15 protein-coding genes are annotated in these 17,939 nt (G+C 67.7%); 3 read left to right on the top strand and 12 right to left on the bottom strand.

Annotated elements, in window-relative coordinates:
- Positions 1-227: 227 nt before the first annotated feature.
- The 7 genes from ACQ1W9_RS05720 to pgi form a co-directional block, all read right to left on the bottom strand.
- Positions 228-1,052, bottom strand: a complete 825-nt coding sequence (locus ACQ1W9_RS05720) for an ion transporter (RefSeq protein WP_431025745.1) — start codon at positions 1,050-1,052, stop codon at positions 228-230.
- Between the two features lie 153 nt (positions 1,053-1,205).
- Positions 1,206-1,466, bottom strand: coding sequence for a TIGR02647 family protein (locus tag ACQ1W9_RS05715; RefSeq protein ID WP_346061208.1), 261 nt, complete (start codon positions 1,464-1,466; stop codon positions 1,206-1,208).
- Positions 1,467-1,709: 243 nt separating this feature from the next.
- Positions 1,710-2,933, bottom strand: coding sequence for a phosphoserine phosphatase SerB (gene serB, locus ACQ1W9_RS05710; protein WP_431025744.1), 1,224 nt, complete (start codon positions 2,931-2,933; stop codon positions 1,710-1,712).
- 71 nt (positions 2,934-3,004) lie between these two features.
- On the bottom strand, positions 3,005-5,266 hold the full coding sequence (gene parC, locus ACQ1W9_RS05705) for a DNA topoisomerase IV subunit A (RefSeq protein WP_431025743.1): 2,262 nt from the start codon (positions 5,264-5,266) through the stop codon (positions 3,005-3,007).
- A gap of 205 nt (positions 5,267-5,471) precedes the next feature.
- Complete coding sequence (parE, locus tag ACQ1W9_RS05700; protein WP_431025742.1) at positions 5,472-7,352, bottom strand: DNA topoisomerase IV subunit B; 1,881 nt, start codon at positions 7,350-7,352, stop codon at positions 5,472-5,474.
- Between the two features lie 67 nt (positions 7,353-7,419).
- Entirely contained in the window at positions 7,420-8,088 is a 669-nt protein-coding gene (locus tag ACQ1W9_RS05695) for a YqiA/YcfP family alpha/beta fold hydrolase (RefSeq protein WP_431025741.1), read from the bottom strand.
- A gap of 43 nt (positions 8,089-8,131) precedes the next feature.
- The gene (gene pgi, locus ACQ1W9_RS05690) at positions 8,132-9,811 is read right to left on the bottom strand and encodes a glucose-6-phosphate isomerase (protein ID WP_431025740.1); all 1,680 of its coding nucleotides are present in this window, start codon (positions 9,809-9,811) and stop codon (positions 8,132-8,134) included.
- A gap of 234 nt (positions 9,812-10,045) precedes the next feature.
- Between pgi and cmoA the strand changes: the two genes are divergently transcribed.
- The 3 genes from cmoA to cmoB are packed head-to-tail and all read left to right on the top strand — an operon-like array spanning position 10,046 to position 13,213.
- Positions 10,046-10,786 carry a carboxy-S-adenosyl-L-methionine synthase CmoA gene (gene cmoA / locus ACQ1W9_RS05685; RefSeq protein ID WP_346061202.1) on the top strand — a complete coding sequence of 247 codons (741 nt, stop codon included), beginning with the start codon at positions 10,046-10,048 and terminating at the stop codon, positions 10,784-10,786.
- Between the two features lie 29 nt (positions 10,787-10,815).
- The gene (locus tag ACQ1W9_RS05680) at positions 10,816-12,219 is read left to right on the top strand and encodes a phospholipase D-like domain-containing protein (RefSeq protein ID WP_431025739.1); all 1,404 of its coding nucleotides are present in this window, start codon (positions 10,816-10,818) and stop codon (positions 12,217-12,219) included.
- A 7-nt stretch (positions 12,220-12,226) separates the two neighbouring features.
- Positions 12,227-13,213 (top strand): tRNA 5-methoxyuridine(34)/uridine 5-oxyacetic acid(34) synthase CmoB, encoded by a 987-nt coding sequence (gene cmoB / locus ACQ1W9_RS05675; RefSeq protein ID WP_431025738.1) that lies wholly within the window; start codon positions 12,227-12,229, stop codon positions 13,211-13,213.
- A 5-nt stretch (positions 13,214-13,218) separates the two neighbouring features.
- On the opposite strand, the gene ACQ1W9_RS05670 is transcribed toward cmoB, so the two are convergent.
- From ACQ1W9_RS05670 to ACQ1W9_RS05650, 5 genes are all read right to left on the bottom strand, one after another.
- Positions 13,219-13,893, bottom strand: a complete 675-nt coding sequence (locus ACQ1W9_RS05670; RefSeq protein ID WP_431026411.1) for a zinc metallopeptidase — start codon at positions 13,891-13,893, stop codon at positions 13,219-13,221.
- Positions 13,894-14,140: 247 nt separating this feature from the next.
- Positions 14,141-15,565, bottom strand: coding sequence for a sulfate adenylyltransferase subunit CysN (gene cysN / locus ACQ1W9_RS05665; protein ID WP_431025737.1), 1,425 nt, complete (start codon positions 15,563-15,565; stop codon positions 14,141-14,143).
- 51 nt (positions 15,566-15,616) lie between these two features.
- Complete coding sequence (cysD, locus tag ACQ1W9_RS05660) at positions 15,617-16,528, bottom strand: sulfate adenylyltransferase subunit CysD (protein ID WP_431025736.1); 912 nt, start codon at positions 16,526-16,528, stop codon at positions 15,617-15,619.
- 228 nt (positions 16,529-16,756) lie between these two features.
- A complete protein-coding gene (locus ACQ1W9_RS05655; RefSeq protein WP_431025735.1) occupies positions 16,757-17,491 on the bottom strand; it encodes a phosphodiesterase in 735 nt (244 codons plus the stop codon).
- Positions 17,491-17,937 (bottom strand): DUF1249 domain-containing protein, encoded by a 447-nt coding sequence (locus ACQ1W9_RS05650; RefSeq protein ID WP_346061193.1) that lies wholly within the window; start codon positions 17,935-17,937, stop codon positions 17,491-17,493. The genes ACQ1W9_RS05655 and ACQ1W9_RS05650 overlap by 1 nt, the downstream gene beginning before the upstream one ends.
- Between the last annotated feature and the right edge of the window lie 2 nt (positions 17,938-17,939).

Genomic DNA, 17,939 nt, shown 5'->3' with positions numbered 1-17,939 from the left:
CATAAGGCACTCGGGCCACGATCATACGAGTGATCGCGGCCTGGGCACGACATACGGAAGGAAAACGGGGGGTAATGGACATCTTGCAACCTCGAGACTAGAGAACGACTTCGCGATGCACGGCATCGCCCGACACGCTTAGTGGTCGGCTAGTAGTTGTAGGTCTAGGCTGAGGCGGCAAAATGTGATGTTCATACCCCCTAGAAAATCAGGAACGGCCCGGGCTGTCAACTACCGCGACGCTGGAGCGCCTCCTCCATCCGCGACAGCTGCGCCTTGAGATCGCGCACATCGTCGCGCAGGCCATGCAGTTCCGCGGCCTCCCCCTCGCCGTTCTCCAGCTCGATGGCCAGGCTCTCCTTCTGCATCACGTCCAGCACGATGCCGATCATCATGTTCAGGAAGATAAAGGCGTTGAGGAAGATAAAGGTCAGGTAATAGATCCAGCTCCAGGCGTACAGCTCCTGGGTGGCATACATCACATCGGTCCAGTCCTCGAAGGTGGCGACACGGAACAGGGTGAGCATGGCAATGGAGATATTGCCCCACAGGAACTCGTCCACCTCGGCGAACAGGAAGCTGCCGAGGGCGGCGTAGATATAGAAGATGATAAACATCAGCAGGGCCACGTAACCCATGCGCGGGATCGACTTGACCAGCGCCACCATCAGGATGCGCAGCTCCGGGATCATCGAGACCAGGCGCAGCACCCGGAAGATGCGCAACAGCCGCGCCAGCAGCACCATCTCCGAGTCGTCCATGGGAATCAGGCTGGCGGTGACAATCAGGAAGTCGAAGACGTTCCAGCCCTTCCTGAAGAAGTCGCGCAGGCGCTTCTCTGCCCCGATGCGGATCAGGATCTCCACCAGGAAGAAGATCGTCACCCCGGTATCGAAGACCAGCAGCGCCTGCTCGAAGCGCGAGGTCTCCTCATAGGTCTTGGCGCCGATCAATAACGCCGAGAGGATAATGATGGCGATCACGAAGGTCTCGAAGACCTTGTGGCTGCGCAACCGCTCGAAGCGGTCGCGCCAGATACTCAGGGAAGTCATGGGCGAATCGGTCACGGCAGACGGAGAGTGGCTAGGGTCACAAGGTGCCGTGGATTATCCCCTATCGCCCCGGGATGGCAAAGGCAGGAATCGTGAAGAGTTGGAGCAAGGGCGCCACTTGGCCAGGCGCTCGGCACTGGCCAGGGAAGGCGGTCAGGTGGTCACGCCGGCGCTCTCCAGGATACCCAAGAGATCCTGGGCGTGGGCGGCGGCGTCGCGACCCAGGGAGGTGAGGTAGCCACCATCGGCCTGGCTGAGCAGGCCCTTGGCATGCAGCCGACCGGCGGCGGCCACCAGGCCGGGGGCGGCGCTGGAGGCGTGCACCTTGAGCCCTTCCTGGGTGGTACTCAGGTTGTAGAGGCAGAGCAGGTGCAGCTCATCGAGGAGTTCTGGGGTGAAGCGTGATGCGGTCATGGCAGCCTCCGGCGACCTGGGGAAGTCCCTCGACCCTACGCCAGCGGCGCGCGTGCCGCCAGCCCCGGCTTTCCACGCAACGTCGGCCTCTCCCTCTCGGCAGGAGATAAGCTAAGCCGGCGACAAGCCTACGCGAGGCGCTGTGAACCCATCCCTGGGAGCTACTTTTGCCGTCCCTGGACAAAAAACCCTCGCTCCGTCTTGTCCCCGGCGCTTATCTCGACAAGCCTCGGAGATGATGGCTTACGGCTTCTCCAGATCTCCCTGGCGATAGCCGATTAGATAGAGCACCGCATCCAGCCCCAGGGTGGAGATGGAGTGGTTGGCCTGGGCGCGGACCAGCGGCTTGGCGCGGAAGGCGATGCCCAGCCCCGCGGTGGCCAGCATCTTGAGATCGTTGGCGCCATCTCCCACGGCGATGGTCTGCTCCAGCGCCAGCCCCTCCCGTTCGGCGATCTCGCGTAACAGCAGCGCCTTGCGATCGGCGTCGAGGATCGGCTCCTTGACCTCGCCGGTCACCTTGCCGTTCTCGATCACCAGCTCGTTGGCATGGATCTCGTCGAAGCCGAGCTTCTGTTGCAGGTGGCGGGCGAAGTAGGTGAAGCCGCCGGAGAGGATGGCGGTGCGGTAGCCCAGGCGCTTGAGCTGGGTCATCAGCCGCTCGACGCCGTCCATCAGGGGCAGCTCCTCGGCGATCTCGGCGAGCACCGACTCGTCGAGGCCCTTGAGCTTGCTCATCCGCTCGCGGAAGCTCTGCTGGAAATCCAGCTCGCCGCGCATGGCCCGCTCGGTGACCTCGGCCACCTCGTCGTAGACGCCGTGGCGGCGGGCCAGCTCGTCGATCACCTCGGCCTGGATCAGGGTGGAATCCATATCGAAGCAGACCAGGCGGCGGTGGCGGCGCCAGATGGAGTCCTCCTGGATGGCGATATCCACGCCATGCATGGCGCCAAGCGCCAGGGCCTTCTCGCGCAGGGCATCCAGGTCCACCTCCTCGCCACGCAGCCAGCACTCCACGCAGGCGCCCTGGATGACGTCATGCTCGACGGGCACGCCGCCGTCCAGGGGCTCGCGGCCGGAGAGGCGGTGGATCAGCTCCACGGTGAGGCCGTGCTCGGCGGTCAGCGCCCCCACCTCGGCGAGAATGCCTGCCGGCAGGTGCGGCGCCAGCAGGGTGAGGATCAGCCGCGGCTGGCTGGCATGGCTGCTCCAGCGCTGGTAGTCCTCGGCGCTGACCTGGATCGCCTGGACGTCCAGGCCCAGTTCGTCCCCGGCCTCCCCCAGCAGGGCCTCCAGGTCGCTCTCGTGGTCGAGGCCCACCAGGGCCTCCAGGGAGAGCATGCCGAAGGTCACGCTCTGGTTGATATCCAGCAGCCGCGCCCCGCTGCGGGCCAGCGCCTTGCCCAGCCCGGCCAGTTGGCCGGGGCGTGCCGCCCCGGTGGCGCGAATCAATACTCGTCGTGTCATGTTAACCCCAGTCTTGAGCGAGAAGCCGGAAGCGGGAAATGTCCCACTCCCAGCGCCGAGCCGGTTGTTCTTCAAGCTTCCGGCTTCAAGCTTTCCAACCTATCCACCTTCTGGAAGCCCCGGGGCAGCTTGCTGCCGCGCCGGCCGCGTTCGCCCGCATAGTAGTCGAGATCCGTCGCCTTGAGGGTCAGGTGACGCTTGCCGGAGCGGATCACCAGGGCATCGCCCTCGGCCAGCAGGGCGATATCCCGCACCAGCTCCTCGCGACGTGCCGCCCGGGCCCCGGGAATATCAAGCATCTTGTTGCCCTTGCCCTTGGCCATCTCCGGCAGCTGTTCCAGGGCGAAGACCAGCAGGCGTCCCTCGTTGGAGACCACCGCCACCCGCACCTTGTCGCCCTCGGGGATGCGCAGGGGCGGCAGGACGGCACAGCCCTTGGGCAGGTTCAGGGCCGCCTTGCCGGCCTTGTTCTTGCCGGTCAGGTCGTCGAGCCGCGCCACGAAGCCATAGCCGCCGTCGGAGGCGAGCAGGAAGCGCGCCTCGGGCGGGGCCAGCATCAGCCCCGCCATATGAGCGCCGGCGGCCACATTGACCCGCCCGGTGACCGGCTCGCCCTGGCTGCGGGCGCTGGGCAGGTTATGGGCGGCCAGGGTATAGGCGCGGCCGGTGTCGTCGAGCAGCACCAGGGGCTGGTTGGTCTTGCCCCGGGCCGCCAGCAAAAAGCGGTCGCCGGCCTTGAAGGCCAAGCCCTCGGGATCGATATCGTGGCCCTTGGCGGCGCGGATCCAGCCCTTCTCGGAGAGCACCACGGTGATGGGGTCGGCGCCCATCAGCTCCACCTCGGAGAGGGCCTTGGCCTCCTCCCGCTCGACCAGCGGCGAACGGCGCGCATCGCCGTGGTCCTTGGCCGCCTCGCGCAGCTCCCGCTCGATCAGGTCGGTGAGCTTGGCCTCGCTGCCGAGCAGGGCCTGGAGGCGCTTGCGCTCCTTGCTCAGCTCGTCCTGCTCGCCGCGGATCTTCATCTCCTCGAGCTTGGCCAGGTGGCGCAGGCGCAGCTCGAGGATCGCCTCGGCCTGGCGCTCCGAGAGGCCGAAGGCGGCGATCAGGGCCGGCTTGGGCTCGTCCTCCTCGCGGATGATGCGGATCACCTCGTCGATATTGAGGTAGGCGATCAGCAGGCCCTCGAGCAGGTGCAGGCGCTCCTCCACCTTGCCCAGGCGATGCTCCAGGCGCCGGCGCACCGTGGTGCGGCGAAAGCGCAGCCACTCGCCGAGCAGCTCCGGCAGCGGCATCACCCGGGGCCGGCCGTCGAGGCCGATGACATTGAGGTTGACCCGGATATTCTTCTCCAGGTCGGTGGTGGCGAACAGATGCGCCATCAGCGCCTCGATATCGACCCGATTGGAGCGCGGTTCGATGACCAGGCGGGTGGGCTCCTCATGGGTCGACTCGTCGCGCAGGTCGGCGACCATGGGCAGCTTCTTGGCCTGCATCTGAGCGGCGATCTGCTCCAGCACCTTGGCGCCGCTCACCTGGTAGGGCAGCGCGGTGATCACCACCCGCCCCTCTTCCAGGACGTAACGGCCGCGCAGCTTCACCGAGCCGCGACCGCTCTCGTAGAGATTCCTGAGGTCGGCGCGGGGGGTGATGATCTCGGCGGCGCTGGGAAAGTCCGGCGCCGGCAGGTACTCCAGCAGATCCGCCGTCGTCGCCTCGGGCCGGCGCAGCAGATGGCAGGTGGCCTCGACCACTTCGCTGACGTTGTGGGGCGGAATATCGGTGGCCATGCCCACGGCGATGCCGGTGCCGCCGTTGAGCAGCACATGGGGCAGGCGCGCCGGCAGCACCACCGGCTCGTTCATGGTGCCGTCGAAGTTGGGGGTCCAGTCGACGGTGCCCTGGCCCAGTTCCGAGAGCAGCACCTCGCTGAACTTGGAGAGCCGCGCCTCGGTATAGCGCATGGCGGCGAACGACTTGGGATCGTCGGGGCTGCCCCAGTTGCCCTGGCCATCCACCAGCGGGTAGCGGTAGCTGAACGGCTGGGCCATCAGCACCATGGCCTCGTAGCAGGCGCTGTCGCCATGGGGGTGGAACTTGCCCAGCACATCGCCGACGGTACGCGCCGACTTCTTGTACTTGGCGTTGGCGGAGAGCGCAAGCTCGCGCATGGCGTAGACGATGCGCCGCTGCACCGGCTTCATGCCGTCGCCGATATGCGGCAGCGCCCGATCGAGGATGACGTACATCGAGTAGTCGAGGTACGCCTTCTCGGTATATTCGCGCAGCGAAAGGCGTTCGACGTCGCCCTCCGCCACCTGGATATCCATGGTCATGGGTTCTAGGCCCTATTGGTCGTCATGGAAGATTCGCGGGGAGTGCCCGCACTCAATTCATCGGCGTCGCCGCCCCATGGGAACGTGGCTTTTCTGCGCGAATGGTGCCCTGGCGGGCCTTTTCATTCGGCCGCCGCTACGCGGCGGTTCGCGCGCTAAAGCGTGCTCCTACGGGGCTTATGGCTCGGCGCTTGGCGGCTTGGCGCTACACCTCGATATCGGCGAGGTTGCCGTAATCCTCGAGCCAGCTCTTGCGGTCGGCGGCACGCTTCTTGGCCAGCAGCATATCCATCATCTCCAGGGTGCCGTCGCCGTCGTCCCGGGTCAGCTGCACCAGGCGCCGGGTGTCCCGAGCCATGGTGGTCTCGCGCAGCTGCAGGGGGCTCATCTCGCCCAGGCCCTTGAAACGCTGCACGTTCACGGTGCCGCGCTTACCCTCCAGCTTGCGCAGGGTGGCCGCCTTCTCGCTCTCGTCCAGGGCGTAGTAGACCTCCTTGCCCAGGTCGATGCGGTAGAGGGGCGGCATGGCCACATGGACATGGCCGGCGTCCACCAGGGCCGGGAAGTGGCGCACGAAGAGCGCGCACAGCAGGGTCGCGATATGCAGGCCGTCGGAGTCGGCGTCGGCGAGGATGCACACCTTGTGGTAGCGCAGCTTGGAGAGGTCGTCGCTGCCCGGGTCGAGGCCGATGGCCACGGCGATATCGTGCACCTCCTGGGAGCCGTAGATATCGTGGCTGTCCACCTCCCAGGTATTGAGGATCTTGCCGCGCAGCGGCAGGATCGCCTGGGTCTCGCGATCCCGGGCCTGCTTGGCGCTGCCGCCGGCGGAGTCCCCCTCCACCAGGAAGAGCTCGCTGGTGGCGGGATCCTGGCCGGAGCAGTCCGCCAGCTTGCCGGGCAGCGCCGGCCCCGAGGTGACCTTCTTGCGGGCCACCTTCTTGGCGCTCTTCTGGCGCCGCTGGGCGGCGCTGATCACCAGCTCGGCCAGGGCCTCGGCCTGGTCGACATGGTGGTTGAGCCACAGCGAGAAGGCGTCCTTGACCACCCCCGAGACGAAGGCCGCCACGGTGCGCGAGGAAAGGCGCTCCTTGGTCTGGCCGGCAAACTGGGGATCGAGCATCTTCACCGAGAGCACGAAGGCGACCCGCTCCCAGAGGTCGTCGGCGGTCAGCTTGACGCCCCGGGGCAAGAGGCTGCGGTAGTCGCAGAACTCGCGCAGCGCCTCGAGCAGCCCCGAGCGCAGGCCGTTGACATGGGTGCCGCCCAGGGGGGTGGGGATCAGGTTGACGTAGCTCTCCTGCAGCGATTCGCCGCCCTCCGGCAGCCACTGCACCGCCCAGTCCACCGCCTGGTCGTCATCGGAAAAATGGCCCACGAAGGGCGCCTGGGGCAGCACCTCGTAACCGTCGGTGGACTGCGCCAGGTAGTCGCGCAGGCCATCCTCGTACTGCCAGGCGCTCTCGGTGCCGTCCGGCTCCACCAGGGTGATCTTGAGTCCCGGACAGAGCACCGCCTTGGCGCGCAGCAGGTGCTTCAGCCGCCCCAGCGCCAGCTTGGGGCTATCGAAGTAGCTCGCCTCGGGCCAGAAGCGCACCAGGGTGCCGGTGGTGCGCTTGGCGCAGCTGCCGATCACCGCGAGCTCGGCGACCTTCTCGCCGCGCTCGAAGGCGATGGCATGGCGGCTGCCGTCGCGGCACACCTCCACCTCCAGCCGCGTGGAGAGCGCATTGACCACCGAGACCCCGACCCCGTGCAGGCCGCCGGAGAAGCGGTAGCTGGAGTCGGAGAACTTGCCGCCGGAGTGCAGCTTGGTGAGGATCAGCTCGACCCCGGAGACGCCATGCTCCGGGTGAATATCGATGGGCATGCCGCGACCGTCGTCGGCCACCTCGATGCGCCCATCCTCGCCGAGGCGCACGCTGATCTCCCGGGCATGGCCGGCCAGGGCCTCGTCGACGCTGTTGTCGATGACCTCCTGGGCCAGGTGGTTGGGACGACTGGTGTCGGTGTACATGCCGGGGCGCTTGCGCACCGGCTCGAGTCCGGAGAGTACCTCGATGGAGCTGGCACTGTATTGCGTCATAAATGTTCCGGTCGCTAGTCGTTATCGATGCCCATGGTAGCCGCGTCCTGCCCCCGGCGCCCCTCAATCATTCCAGCGGCGTTTGCCCTGGCCGGTCGAGGGCCTCCTGCTCGGCGATACGCCGGGCCGTCTCCGGGGCCAGGCGGTGGCCGCCCCAGGCCAGGATCGCCGGCAGATGATCGGCCAGCGCCGTGAAGGCGTGATCGCCGCCGGGATGCAGCAGGGTCGCGGCGCCACGGTAGGCGGCGAAGGCCTCGCGGCAGTCCAGGGTCTCGTCGGCGGTACCCAGCAGCAGCAGGTAGCGCTCGGGCGTCAGCCGCCGCGGTGTCATGGCCGAGAGCGCCTCCCGGTGAGCCGCCGTCAGGCGAAAGGCCTCGCCGGTGTACTCGTTGATGAAGCGCTCGCCGATCCAGTCGGCCATCAGCGCCGCCGGCCGCAGCGCCGGGTTGATCAGGACCGCCTCGAGGCCATGCCGCTCGGCCAGGCAACTGGCCAGGAAGCCCCCCAGGGAGCTGCCCACCAGCAGCGGCCTGGGCCCCAGGGCCGGGAGCGCCTCCTCGGCCAGGGCCAGGGCCGCCTCGGGGCGATGGGGCAGCTGAGGGGCGGCGCAGGCCAGGCCCAGGGCCTCGCAGGCCCGTACCATCAGGCGCAGCTTGGGGGAGCCCAGGCCGCTATTGAAGCCATGCAGATAGAGCAGGCCCGAGGCCGGCTCCCCGCCGCGCGGTGCGCTTAGCATACCGCAACCCCTGGATGGATAACCAGTTTCCAGTAAAGACGCCTCACGGTACTTCCGCCTCGGCGGCCCAGAAGGCCTCGATCAGGCCGCGGCTGGAGTCGTCCATGGTCTCCTGGCCGCGGCGGCCGGCGAGGATCCGCTCGGTCTCGCCGGCGATGCGCTTGCCCAGCTCCACCCCCCACTGGTCGAAGGGGTTGATATCCCAGATCACCGCCTGGACATAGACCTTGTGTTCGTAGAGGGCGATCAGCGCCCCCAGGGTGGCCGGGGTCAGGCGCTCCAGCAGCAGGGTGGTGGAGGGCTGATTGCCCCGGTAGCGCTTGTGGCTGGGCTGGGCGTCGCCATTCTCCAGGGCCTCGTCGCCGAGCATCAGCACCCGGGACTGGGCGAAGCAGTTGGCCAGCGTTAAACGGTGCTGCTCCTTGAGGTGGGCCCGGGTGGCGGCGTCCGCCACCTCGTCATAGCGGCGCAGGGGAGCGATAAAGTCGCAGACCACCGCCTGGGTACCCTGGTGCAGCAGCTGATAGAAGGCGTGCTGGGCATTGGGGCCCAGCTGGCCCCAAAGCACCGGGCAGGTGGCGTAATCCACCTGGCGGCCGTCGTGGGTCACCGACTTGCCGTTGGACTCCATCTCCAGTTGCTCGAGGTAGGCGGCGAAGTACTCCAGGCGGCCGTCATAGGGGAGGATGGAGTGGGCGCGGATATCCAGGAAGTTGACGTTCCAGATGCCCGCCAGGGCCAGCAATACCGGCAGGTTGTCGGCGAGATCCGCTTCACGGAAGTGGCGATCCATGGCGTGGGCCCCGGCCAAGAGCTCCCGGAAGTGCTCCATGCCCACCACCAGGGCGATGGGCAGGCCGATGGCCCCCCACAGCGAATAGCGTCCGCCGACCCACTCCCAGAACTCCAGTTGGTGCGCGTCGGCGATGCCCCAGTCGCGCATCTTCTCGGGGCTGGCCGAGACGCCGATAAAGTGCTGGCGCATCACCAGCGACGCCGGCATGCCGAAACGCTCGCCGGCCAGCCGCGCCAGCAGCCAGTCCCGGGCGGTGCGGGCATTGGAGAGGGTATCGATGGTGGTAAAGGATTTCGACGAGAGCACGAACAGCGTGGTCTCGGGATTGAGGCGCCCCAGGTAGTCGGCCAGTTGGGAGCCGTCCATGGTGGAGGCGAAGTGCACTTCCAGCGCCTGACTCCCCTCGGGGCGGAAATCGGCCAGGGCATGGGTCACCATCAAGGGCCCCAGGTCGGAGCCGCCCACTCCCAGGTTGACCACGTCACGAATCGGCTTGCCGGTGGCGCCGCGCCACTGGCCCGTATGCAGCTTGGCCACCATGGCCTCCATGCGCGCCAGGGTACGATGCACCGCCGGTACCAGGTCCTCGCCCTCCACCACCAGGGAGGCCGACTCGGGCAGGCGCAGGGCGGTATGCAGCGCCGGGCGATCCTCGCTGATATTGACCCGCTCGCCATCCAACAACCGACCGATGGCCTGGGGCACGCCGGCCTCCCGGGCCAGCGCCAGCAGCAGCTCCCGGGTCTCGGGGGCCCAGCGCTGCTTGGCCAGGTCCAGGGTCAGCCCCGCGGCGCTGCGGGTAAAGGCCCGGTGGCGGCCGGGCTGCTCGGCGAACAGCGTCTTGAGATGCACCTCCCCCAGGGTCTCGCGATGGGCGACCAGGGCCCGCCAGGCGGGACGCCGGGACAGGGGTGACGCTGACGGCATAACTCTCTCCTTGAACAGTGGCCATACGCCGGCCTTGGGGATATCGCAGTTGGCACCCTCTCGGCACGGAGACCCGGGGCTACCCTCGGCCACTCCAACTTCGATCGCCCGGCAACCGGCCCGGCTACATCGCGGGCCCCAACGCCTGGTGTGACCATACCCGGACTTAGCCGGGGTCGTGTCATCCCGCGACACGCAGTAGAATGGTCGTATTTCCCCCGGGCCCACCATGCCATGAGTGACGCATCTTACCGTGACGCGATCTTTTCCACACCCCTGGACCGGGTCGCGCGCTTCTCCTTCGACGAGCAGGTGGTCGCCTGTTTTCCCGACATGATTCGCCGCTCGGTGCCGGGCTATGGCCAGATCCTCGGCATGCTGGGGGTGATCGCCGAGCGCCACCTGCGTCACGGCGCCCGGGTCTATGACCTGGGCTGCTCCCTGGGCGCCGCCGGCCTGGCCCTGGCCGGGCGCCTGCCGCCGGCGGCCTTCGACTACACCGGGGTGGACCTCTCTCCGGCCATGGTGAGCCGGGCCCGGGAGACCCTGGATAGCGAGTGTCCCGAGCACGCCATCAGCGTGGTGGAGGGGGATATTCGCACCCTCGACTACCGGCCCGCGGGCATGATCCTGCTCAACTTCACCCTGCAGTTCCTGCCGCCGGCGGATCGCGACGCCCTGATGCGCCGCCTGCATGAGGCCCTGGAGCCCGGCGGGGTGCTGATCCTCTCCGAGAAGATCAGGGCCGCCGACGAGCAGGAGAACGCCTGGCTGGTGGAGCGCTACCACGACTTCAAGCGCGCCAACGGCTACAGTGACCTGGAGATCAGCCAGAAGCGCACGGCGCTCGAGAACGTACTGATCCCCGACAGCCTGGAGGCGCACCATGCGCGCCTGGCCGAGGCCGGCTTCTCGCGCAGCCTGACCTGGTTCCAGTTCCTCAATTTCGCCTCGCTGATCGCCTTCAAGGAGTAGCGGGCGCCGGCGGGGCCGGGAGGCTCTCCATGTCGCCTACCCTGCTCGCCCTCTTGCTGCCCCTCGGCGGCGCCTGGCTGGCCACCGCCTGGTGGCACCGCCACAAGCCGCTGCCGCCGGGCCTGCATGTGGTGGGTCCCTGGCGAAGCGCCGGCGACCTGCGCCTGCTGCTCGACGAGACCTATGCGGATACCTCAGGACGACGCCGCCGACGCCAGGCCATCTTCGCCGAATGGCACCGCCTGATCGCCCAGGCCCGCCGCCTGGTGATGATCGACCTCTTCCTGCTCGATGATGGCCTCCTGGGACGGGCGCTGTGCCAGGCGCTGATCCAGCGCAAGGCCCGGGTGCCGGCCCTGGAGGCGGTGGTCCTGGTGGATCCCATCAATCACCGCTACGGCGGGCGCGAGGCGCCTCAGCTGGAACGCCTGCGCCGCGCCGGCATTCGGGTGGTCAGCTGCGACCTGACCCCGGGGCGCGATCCCAACCCGAGCTGGTCGGCGCTCTGGCGAGGGCTCTTTCGCCCCCTGGGCAACTCGCCCCGGGGCGGCTGGCTGCCCGATCCCCTGGGGCCCGGTCGGGTCTCCCTGCGCAGCTACCTGGCGCTGCTCAACCTCAACGCCGACCATCGCAAGACCCTGGTGGTGGACGAGGGCGACGGCTGGCGGGCGGTGCTGGGCTCGGCCAATGCCGACGAGGCGAGCCGCGATTATCGCAACGCCGCCCTGAGCCTGGGCGGCCCCGCGGCCCAGGACCTGCTGCATAGCGAGCTGGCCCTGGCGCGGCGCTCCGGCCTCGGCTGGCTACCGCCCTGCCCGGCCCCGCCAGGCGGCGAACCGTCCTCCCTTCCACGGCTGCGTCTGCTCACCGAGGGCGCCGTCCGCGACACCCTGCTGACGCTGCTCGCCGAGGCCCGCCCCGGCGATCGCCTCTGGGTGTGCGCCTACTACCTGGCCCATCGCCGGGTGATCCACGCCCTGCTGGCCGCCCGGCGCCGCGGCGTGGCGATCCGCCTGCTGCTGGATCCTAACGACCACCACTTCGGCCACGCCAGCCCCGGGATTCCCAACCGCCCGGCGGCCCGGGAGCTGGCCCGCCGGGGCCTGGCCATCCGCTGGTACGGCGATGCCGAGGCCCAGGGCCATGCCAAGTGGCTGCTCCACCAGCGCCCCGGGGCTCCCGCCACCCTGCTGCTGGGCTCCGCCAACCTCAGCCGGCGCAGCCTCGACGACAACAACTTCGAGGCCAATATCCAACTGGAGGCCGCGGCGGATCACCCGGTGATCCGCCGGGCCCGGGCAAGCTTTCTTCGCTACTGGCATAATCGCCACGGAGAAACCCATAGCCGCCCCTTCCCGGCCCGGGACGACGCCACGCCCTGGCGCTACTGGCGTTATCGACTGATGGAGGCCAGCGGCTGGTGCACTTTTTAAGGATCCTATGAACAGCCCCCATCGCGACCTCTACCGCGCCTTCCTCGACCAGGGCCTGGAGACCTGGCTGGCCCGCCTGCCGGAACAGCTGGCCCAGGGCCTCGACCGCCAACGTTTCGGCGACCTGCCGGCCTGGGAGAAGGCCGTGGCCAAGCTGCCGCCGCTCCCCGAGGAACGCGAGGCCTACCTGGATACCGATACCGTCGGCGTCGAGGTGGCCCTCAACGACAGCCAGCGCCGCCAGTGCGAGAACCTGCTGAGGAAACTCGCCCCCTGGCGCAAGGGCCCCTATCGGCTGGGCGGCATCAGCATCGACACCGAATGGCGCTCCGACTGGAAGTGGCAGCGCCTGGCCCCGCACCTGGCCGACCTGGCCGGGCGCCGGGTGCTCGACGTGGGCGGCGGCAGCGGCTACCACGGCTGGCGCATGGCCGGGGCCGGGGCCTCCTTCGTGCTGGTGATCGACCCCTCGCCGCGCTTCTACTACCAGTTCCAGGCGGTACGCCACTTCGTCGGCGACCGGGACACCCACCGCACCCACTTCCTGCCGGTGGGCATCGAGGCGGTCCCCGACGACCTGCAGTGGTTCGATACGGTCTTCTCCATGGGGGTGCTCTACCACCGCCCCTCGCCCCTGGAGCACCTGCTCAAGCTCAAGGCGTGCCTGCGCCCGGGGGGCGAACTGGTGCTGGAGACCCTGGTGGTGGAGGGCGACGAGACCACGGTGCTGCTGCCCGGCGAGCGCTACGCCGCCATGCCCAATGTCTACTTCCTGCCCTCCTCACAAGCCCTGTGTCACTGGCTGGAGCGCTGCGGCTTCGACAATGTCCGGGTGGTGGACGAGGCGGTCACCACCACCGAGGAGCAGCGTTCCACCGACTGGATGACCTTCCAGTCCCTGGCCGACTTCCTCGATCCCGAGGACCCGACGAAGACCCGCGAAGGCTACCCGGCCCCGCGGCGGGCGGTGGTGATCGCCAATCGCCCGGCCTGAAGCCCTTAGCGCCGCAAGATCACCAGCCAGCGCCCCAGGTTGAGCAGGCTGGCCAGCGACGCCGCCACATAGGTGAAGGCACAGGCGGTGAGCAGGTGGCGGGCCGCCGGCATATCGTAGGGAGGCACATACTCCTTGAGCAGCGGCAGGGCGCGGCGGTAGCTGGCGTCCAGCTCCACCGGCAAGGTGATCAGGTGCACCAGGGCGGCGGTGCCGAAGCTCAGCACCGCGGCCAGGATCACCAGGGCCAGGCCAGTGGGGGTGCGGGTCAAGAGAAACAGCAGCGGCGCGGCCATCATCAGCGCCGCGCCGAGCTTCTCGGCGCCCTGGGCCAGGCGCACCAGGCGGGTACGCGCCAGCAGCGGTTGATAGCCCTGGTGATGTTGGATGGCGTGACCCACCTCATGGGCCGCCACCGTCACCGCGGTCAGGGAACATCCCTCGAAATGCTCCGGGCTCAGGCGCACCCGCCTGGCCTCGGGGTCGTAGTGATCCCCCGCCTCGGTGACCTCCACTTCCACCCCCTCGAGCCCCAGGCGCTCGACCAGATGCTCGGCCAGCTCGCCGCCGCTGCCGGGATAGTCATCCCGCGGGGCGCTATGGCGCGCCAGCACCCAGCGCGCCCAGACATTGGGCAACAGGAACAAGGCCAGGAGCCCACCCACCAGCAGCAGCCAGATCACGCCTTCCACCCTCCTCTATCTCTCTGTTCGCTTCGACCCCCGGGAATCCCGGCCGTTCTGGGCCTCCTTCAAACATACAAGCGCGTCGGACCGTCGGACCGTCGGACCGTCGGCAACACCAAACTTGTATGTCTGAAGCAGGGAGTACACTAGGTCGTGGTTCACGCTGATCAGCGAAGACCCAAAACACGGACGCCCCCGACGGCAGAGACCGTCGGGGGCGTCGCTTCACCTGGGCTTTGACTTAACCCAGCAGGTCGCGAATATCCTTGGCTTCCCAGTGCGGGAAGTGCTTGCGCACCAGGGCATTGAGGTCCTGCTCGAAGGCCGCCCAGTCCACCTGGCCGGGCTGGGCCTGGCGAGCCTGCCCCAGGCCGCGAACCATGCCGGCACCCACGGTGACGTTGCTCAGGCGATCGATCACCACGAAGCTGCCGGTGCCCGGGCTACGGCGATAGTCGTCCACCGGCACCTCGGCGGTCAGCTCCACCTGGCAGCGGGCGATGGTATTAAGCTCCAGGCGTTCCGCCGGGTGATGCTCCAGGGTGTTGACGTCCACCTGGTAGTCGATAGTGCTGACCTGGCCGGAGATGTCCCGGGTGGCCAGCTTGAAGTCGTAGAGGCGACCCGGGGTCAGGGCATCCTCGTGCATCCAGACGATATCCGCCTCGAAGACGTTGGAACTGGGCACCTCGGCATCGGCGGCGACCAGCCAGTCGCCCCGGGAGACATCGATCTCGTCCTCCAGGGTCACGGTGATCGCCTGGCCGGGATAGGCCACCTCCAGGTCGCCATCCTGGGTGACGATGCGTGCCACCGTGGAGCGCTTGCCGGAGGGCAGCACCTGAATGGCCTGGCCGGGACGCAGGATGCCGGCGGCCAGGGTGCCGCAGTAGCCGCGGAAATCCAGGTTGGGGCGATTGACGTACTGCACCGGCAGGCGCAGGTCGGTGAGGTTCTGGTCCCGGGAGATCTCCACCCCCTCGAGCAGCTCGAGCAGCGCCGGGCCGTCGTACCAGGACATCCCCTCGCTCTGGTTGACCACGTTATCGCCCTTCAGCGCCGAGATCGGCACGAAGCGGATATCCCGGGCCTTCAGTTTCTCGGCCACCTGCTGGTACTCGGCGACGATCTCGTGGAAGCGCTGCTCGGCGAAGTCCACCAGGTCCATCTTGTTGATCGCCACCACCAGGTGCTGAATGCCCAGCAGGTCGGCGATAAAGCTGTGGCGCCGGGTCTGGGTCTGCACCCCGTAACGGGCGTCGATCAGGATGATGGCGAGACTCGCGGTGGAGGCCCCGGTGGCCATGTTGCGGGTGTACTGCTCGTGACCCGGGGTGTCGGCGATAATGAACTTGCGCTTGTCGGTGGAGAAGAAGCGATAGGCCACGTCGATGGTAATGCCCTGCTCGCGCTCCGACTGCAGGCCGTCCACCAGCAGCGCCAGGTCCACCTCCTCGCCGGTGGTACCGCTGGTCTTGGAGGCCTGGGTAATGGCCGCCAGTTGATCCTCGTAGATCATTTTGGAGTCGTGGAGCAGCCGGCCGATCAGCGTCGACTTGCCGTCATCCACGCTGCCGCAGGTGATAAAGCGCAGCAGGTCCTTGTTCTCGTGCTCGTGGAGATACTGTTCGATATCGTCCGCGATCAGTGCCGATTGATGTGACATCTTCAAACCCTTTACTGGAAGCTGGTGACCCGATGAACCGCCGGCGCGTCGTTAGAAGTAGCCTTCGCGCTTCTTCTTCTCCATGGAGCCGGCCTGATCGTGGTCGATGGCACGACCGCTACGCTCGGAGGTGCGGGTCAGCAGCATCTCCTGGATGATCTCCGGCAGGGTCGCGGCCTGGGACTCCACCGCCCCGGTGAGGGGGTAGCAGCCCAGGGTACGGAAGCGCACCCATTTCTCCTCGGGCACCTCGCCCGGCTCCAGGGGCAGGCGCTCGTCGTCGACCATGATCTGCATGCCGTCGCGCTCCACCACCGGACGCGGCGCGGCGTAGTAGAGGGGCACGATAGGAATCTGCTCCAGGTAGATGTACTGCCAGATATCCAGCTCGGTCCAGTTGGAGAGCGGGAAGACGCGGATCGACTCGCCCTTGTTGACCTTGCCGTTGAAGAGGTTCCACAGTTCCGGGCGCTGGTTCTTGGGATCCCAGCGGTGGAACTTGTCGCGGAAGGAGTAGACCCGCTCCTTGGCGCGGCTGGCCTCCTCGTCGCGGCGGGCGCCGCCGAAGGCGGCATCGAAGCCGTACTTGTCCAGGGCCTGCTTGAGGGCCTGGGTCTTCATGGTATCGGTGTACTTGGCGCTGCCGTGATCGAAGGGGTTGATATTGGCCGCTCGCCCCTCCTCGTTGGTATGCACCAGCAGCTCCATGCCCGCCTCTTCCGCCATGCGGTCACGGAAGGCGATCATCTCCTTGAACTTCCAGGTGGTGTCCACGTGCATCAGCGGGAAGGGAGGCGTGCCGGGATAGAAGGCCTTGCGCGCCAGATGCAGCATCACCGAGGAGTCCTTGCCGATGGAGTAGAGCATCACCGGGTTGCGGAACTCGGCGGCCACTTCACGGATGATATGGATCGACTCGGCTTCGAGTTGCTTGAGATGGGTCTGTCGCTCGGGAGAAAGCATCGCGGCTTGGCAACCTCTTGTAACCTGGGACGGCGCATCGCCGTGGGTGGGCTGCCAGTGGCGCCGGTCGGACGCCGAGCGCTGGGGGTCGGATCGACCGGATAAGCGCCCGCGGACGCGCCATGGCAGCGTCATGCCGGCTAGGGTACTGAGGGGGCAATGATAACGTCAAAGAATTAAGAACTATCTTTTTAGCCGATTAAGGCATAAGAGGGGCCATCCGACCGCCTAGAGGTCGACCCGCTCCACCCAGGTGGTCAGCCGCTCGCCATCCAGGTCGATCACCCGGTAGCCGGGACGGGAGGCCTGGTCGATGGCGAACTCGGGGGAGCCGCCGAGAAACTGGTCGGTGGTGGCGGGCGTGCCATAGACCGCCACCTCACCCTCGGGCAAGGCCCGCGCCCCGGCGAAGGCCTGGTGGATATGCCCGCAGAGCACCGCCTTGACCTGGGGGTGAGGCGCCAGGGTCTCCCAGAAGGCCTCGCCGTCGGCCAGGCCGATGGCGTCCATCCAGGCGGAGCCGATGGCCATGGGCGGATGGTGCATGGCCACCAGGGTGGGTCGCTCGTCCATGGCCAGGGCGCTGGCCAGGTCAGCGAGGCGCTCGGCCCCCAGTTCGCCATGGGGCTGGCCGATCACCCGGGTATCGAGCATCAGCAGCCGCCAGGCGCCCAGGTCGAGCTCGTCGTGGAAATCGCGGGCCTCGGCCATGAAGTCGCCGTGATCGTGATTGCCGGGCAGCCAGAACCAGGGGCACTCCATGGCGGAGAAGGCCTCCGCGGCGTGGCGATAGGAGGCGGGGGTCTCGTCCTGGCTGACATCGCCGGTGACCAACAGCAGATCGGGGCGCAGCCGCCGGGCGTGTTCCAGCACCCGATGCAGCTGGCGCAGGGGCACGCCGGCCCGGGAACGGGCCGCGGGGTCGGCATGCAGGTGACAATCGGTGACTTGCACCAGGCGCATCAATTCAGCTCCGGCAGATCCAGGGAGTGACCATGGGCCAGGGCATGCTCCAACCATTCGCCGAGGAAGCGGTTGATCTGCAGCTTCTCGTCGGGCTGGTGCATGCGGGCATTGGGGTAGCGGTAACGCCCATGAAAGTGGCGCTGGCGCTGGAAGTCGGTGACCTCGGCCATGCGCACGTCGTGATAGAGGTGCACCAGCATGCGCGGTGCCTCGACGAAGGCGTCCATGACGCCGCTCTGGGAGACCCGCAGGCGGCTGGTATAGGGGGCCTGTTCGACCAGTTCCAGCCACAGGGAACCGTAGCGCTGGTCGCGGCCGCGCAGGGCGATCTCGCGGGTCTCGCCGGGGCCGAGCTCCCCCACCAGGCGCGACAGGCGCAGGTAGTTGATGCTGCACTCGGCCTGCAGCCCCTTGAGGTCGGATACATAGGCGGCTCTTGCCATGG

Source organism: Halomonas sp. H5 (assembly GCF_050613175.1).
GTDB lineage: Bacteria > Pseudomonadota > Gammaproteobacteria > Pseudomonadales > Halomonadaceae > Bisbaumannia > Bisbaumannia salifodinae.
This window is presented reverse-complemented; position numbering and strand designations above follow the sequence as displayed.

What these genes read in the sequence shown, in the direction of transcription:
- ACQ1W9_RS05720 (WP_431025745.1), bottom strand. Translation starts at nt 1,052, where the DNA reads ATGACTTCCCTGAGTATCTGGCGCGACCGCTTCGAGCGGTTGCGCAGC.
- ACQ1W9_RS05715 (WP_346061208.1), bottom strand. Translation starts at nt 1,466, where the DNA reads ATGACCGCATCACGCTTCACCCCAGAACTCCTCGATGAGCTGCACCTG.
- serB (WP_431025744.1), bottom strand. Translation starts at nt 2,933, where the DNA reads ATGACACGACGAGTATTGATTCGCGCCACCGGGGCGGCACGCCCCGGC.
- parC (WP_431025743.1), bottom strand. Translation starts at nt 5,266, where the DNA reads ATGACCATGGATATCCAGGTGGCGGAGGGCGACGTCGAACGCCTTTCG.
- parE (WP_431025742.1), bottom strand. Translation starts at nt 7,352, where the DNA reads ATGACGCAATACAGTGCCAGCTCCATCGAGGTACTCTCCGGACTCGAG.
- ACQ1W9_RS05695 (WP_431025741.1), bottom strand. Translation starts at nt 8,088, where the DNA reads ATGCTAAGCGCACCGCGCGGCGGGGAGCCGGCCTCGGGCCTGCTCTAT.
- pgi (WP_431025740.1), bottom strand. Translation starts at nt 9,811, where the DNA reads ATGCCGTCAGCGTCACCCCTGTCCCGGCGTCCCGCCTGGCGGGCCCTG.
- cmoA (WP_346061202.1), top strand. Translation starts at nt 10,046, where the DNA reads ATGAGTGACGCATCTTACCGTGACGCGATCTTTTCCACACCCCTGGAC.
- ACQ1W9_RS05680 (WP_431025739.1), top strand. Translation starts at nt 10,816, where the DNA reads ATGTCGCCTACCCTGCTCGCCCTCTTGCTGCCCCTCGGCGGCGCCTGG.
- cmoB (WP_431025738.1), top strand. Translation starts at nt 12,227, where the DNA reads ATGAACAGCCCCCATCGCGACCTCTACCGCGCCTTCCTCGACCAGGGC.
- cysN (WP_431025737.1), bottom strand. Translation starts at nt 15,565, where the DNA reads ATGTCACATCAATCGGCACTGATCGCGGACGATATCGAACAGTATCTC.
- cysD (WP_431025736.1), bottom strand. Translation starts at nt 16,528, where the DNA reads ATGCTTTCTCCCGAGCGACAGACCCATCTCAAGCAACTCGAAGCCGAG.
- ACQ1W9_RS05655 (WP_431025735.1), bottom strand. Translation starts at nt 17,491, where the DNA reads ATGCGCCTGGTGCAAGTCACCGATTGTCACCTGCATGCCGACCCCGCG.
- ACQ1W9_RS05650 (WP_346061193.1), bottom strand. Translation starts at nt 17,937, where the DNA reads ATGGCAAGAGCCGCCTATGTATCCGACCTCAAGGGGCTGCAGGCCGAG.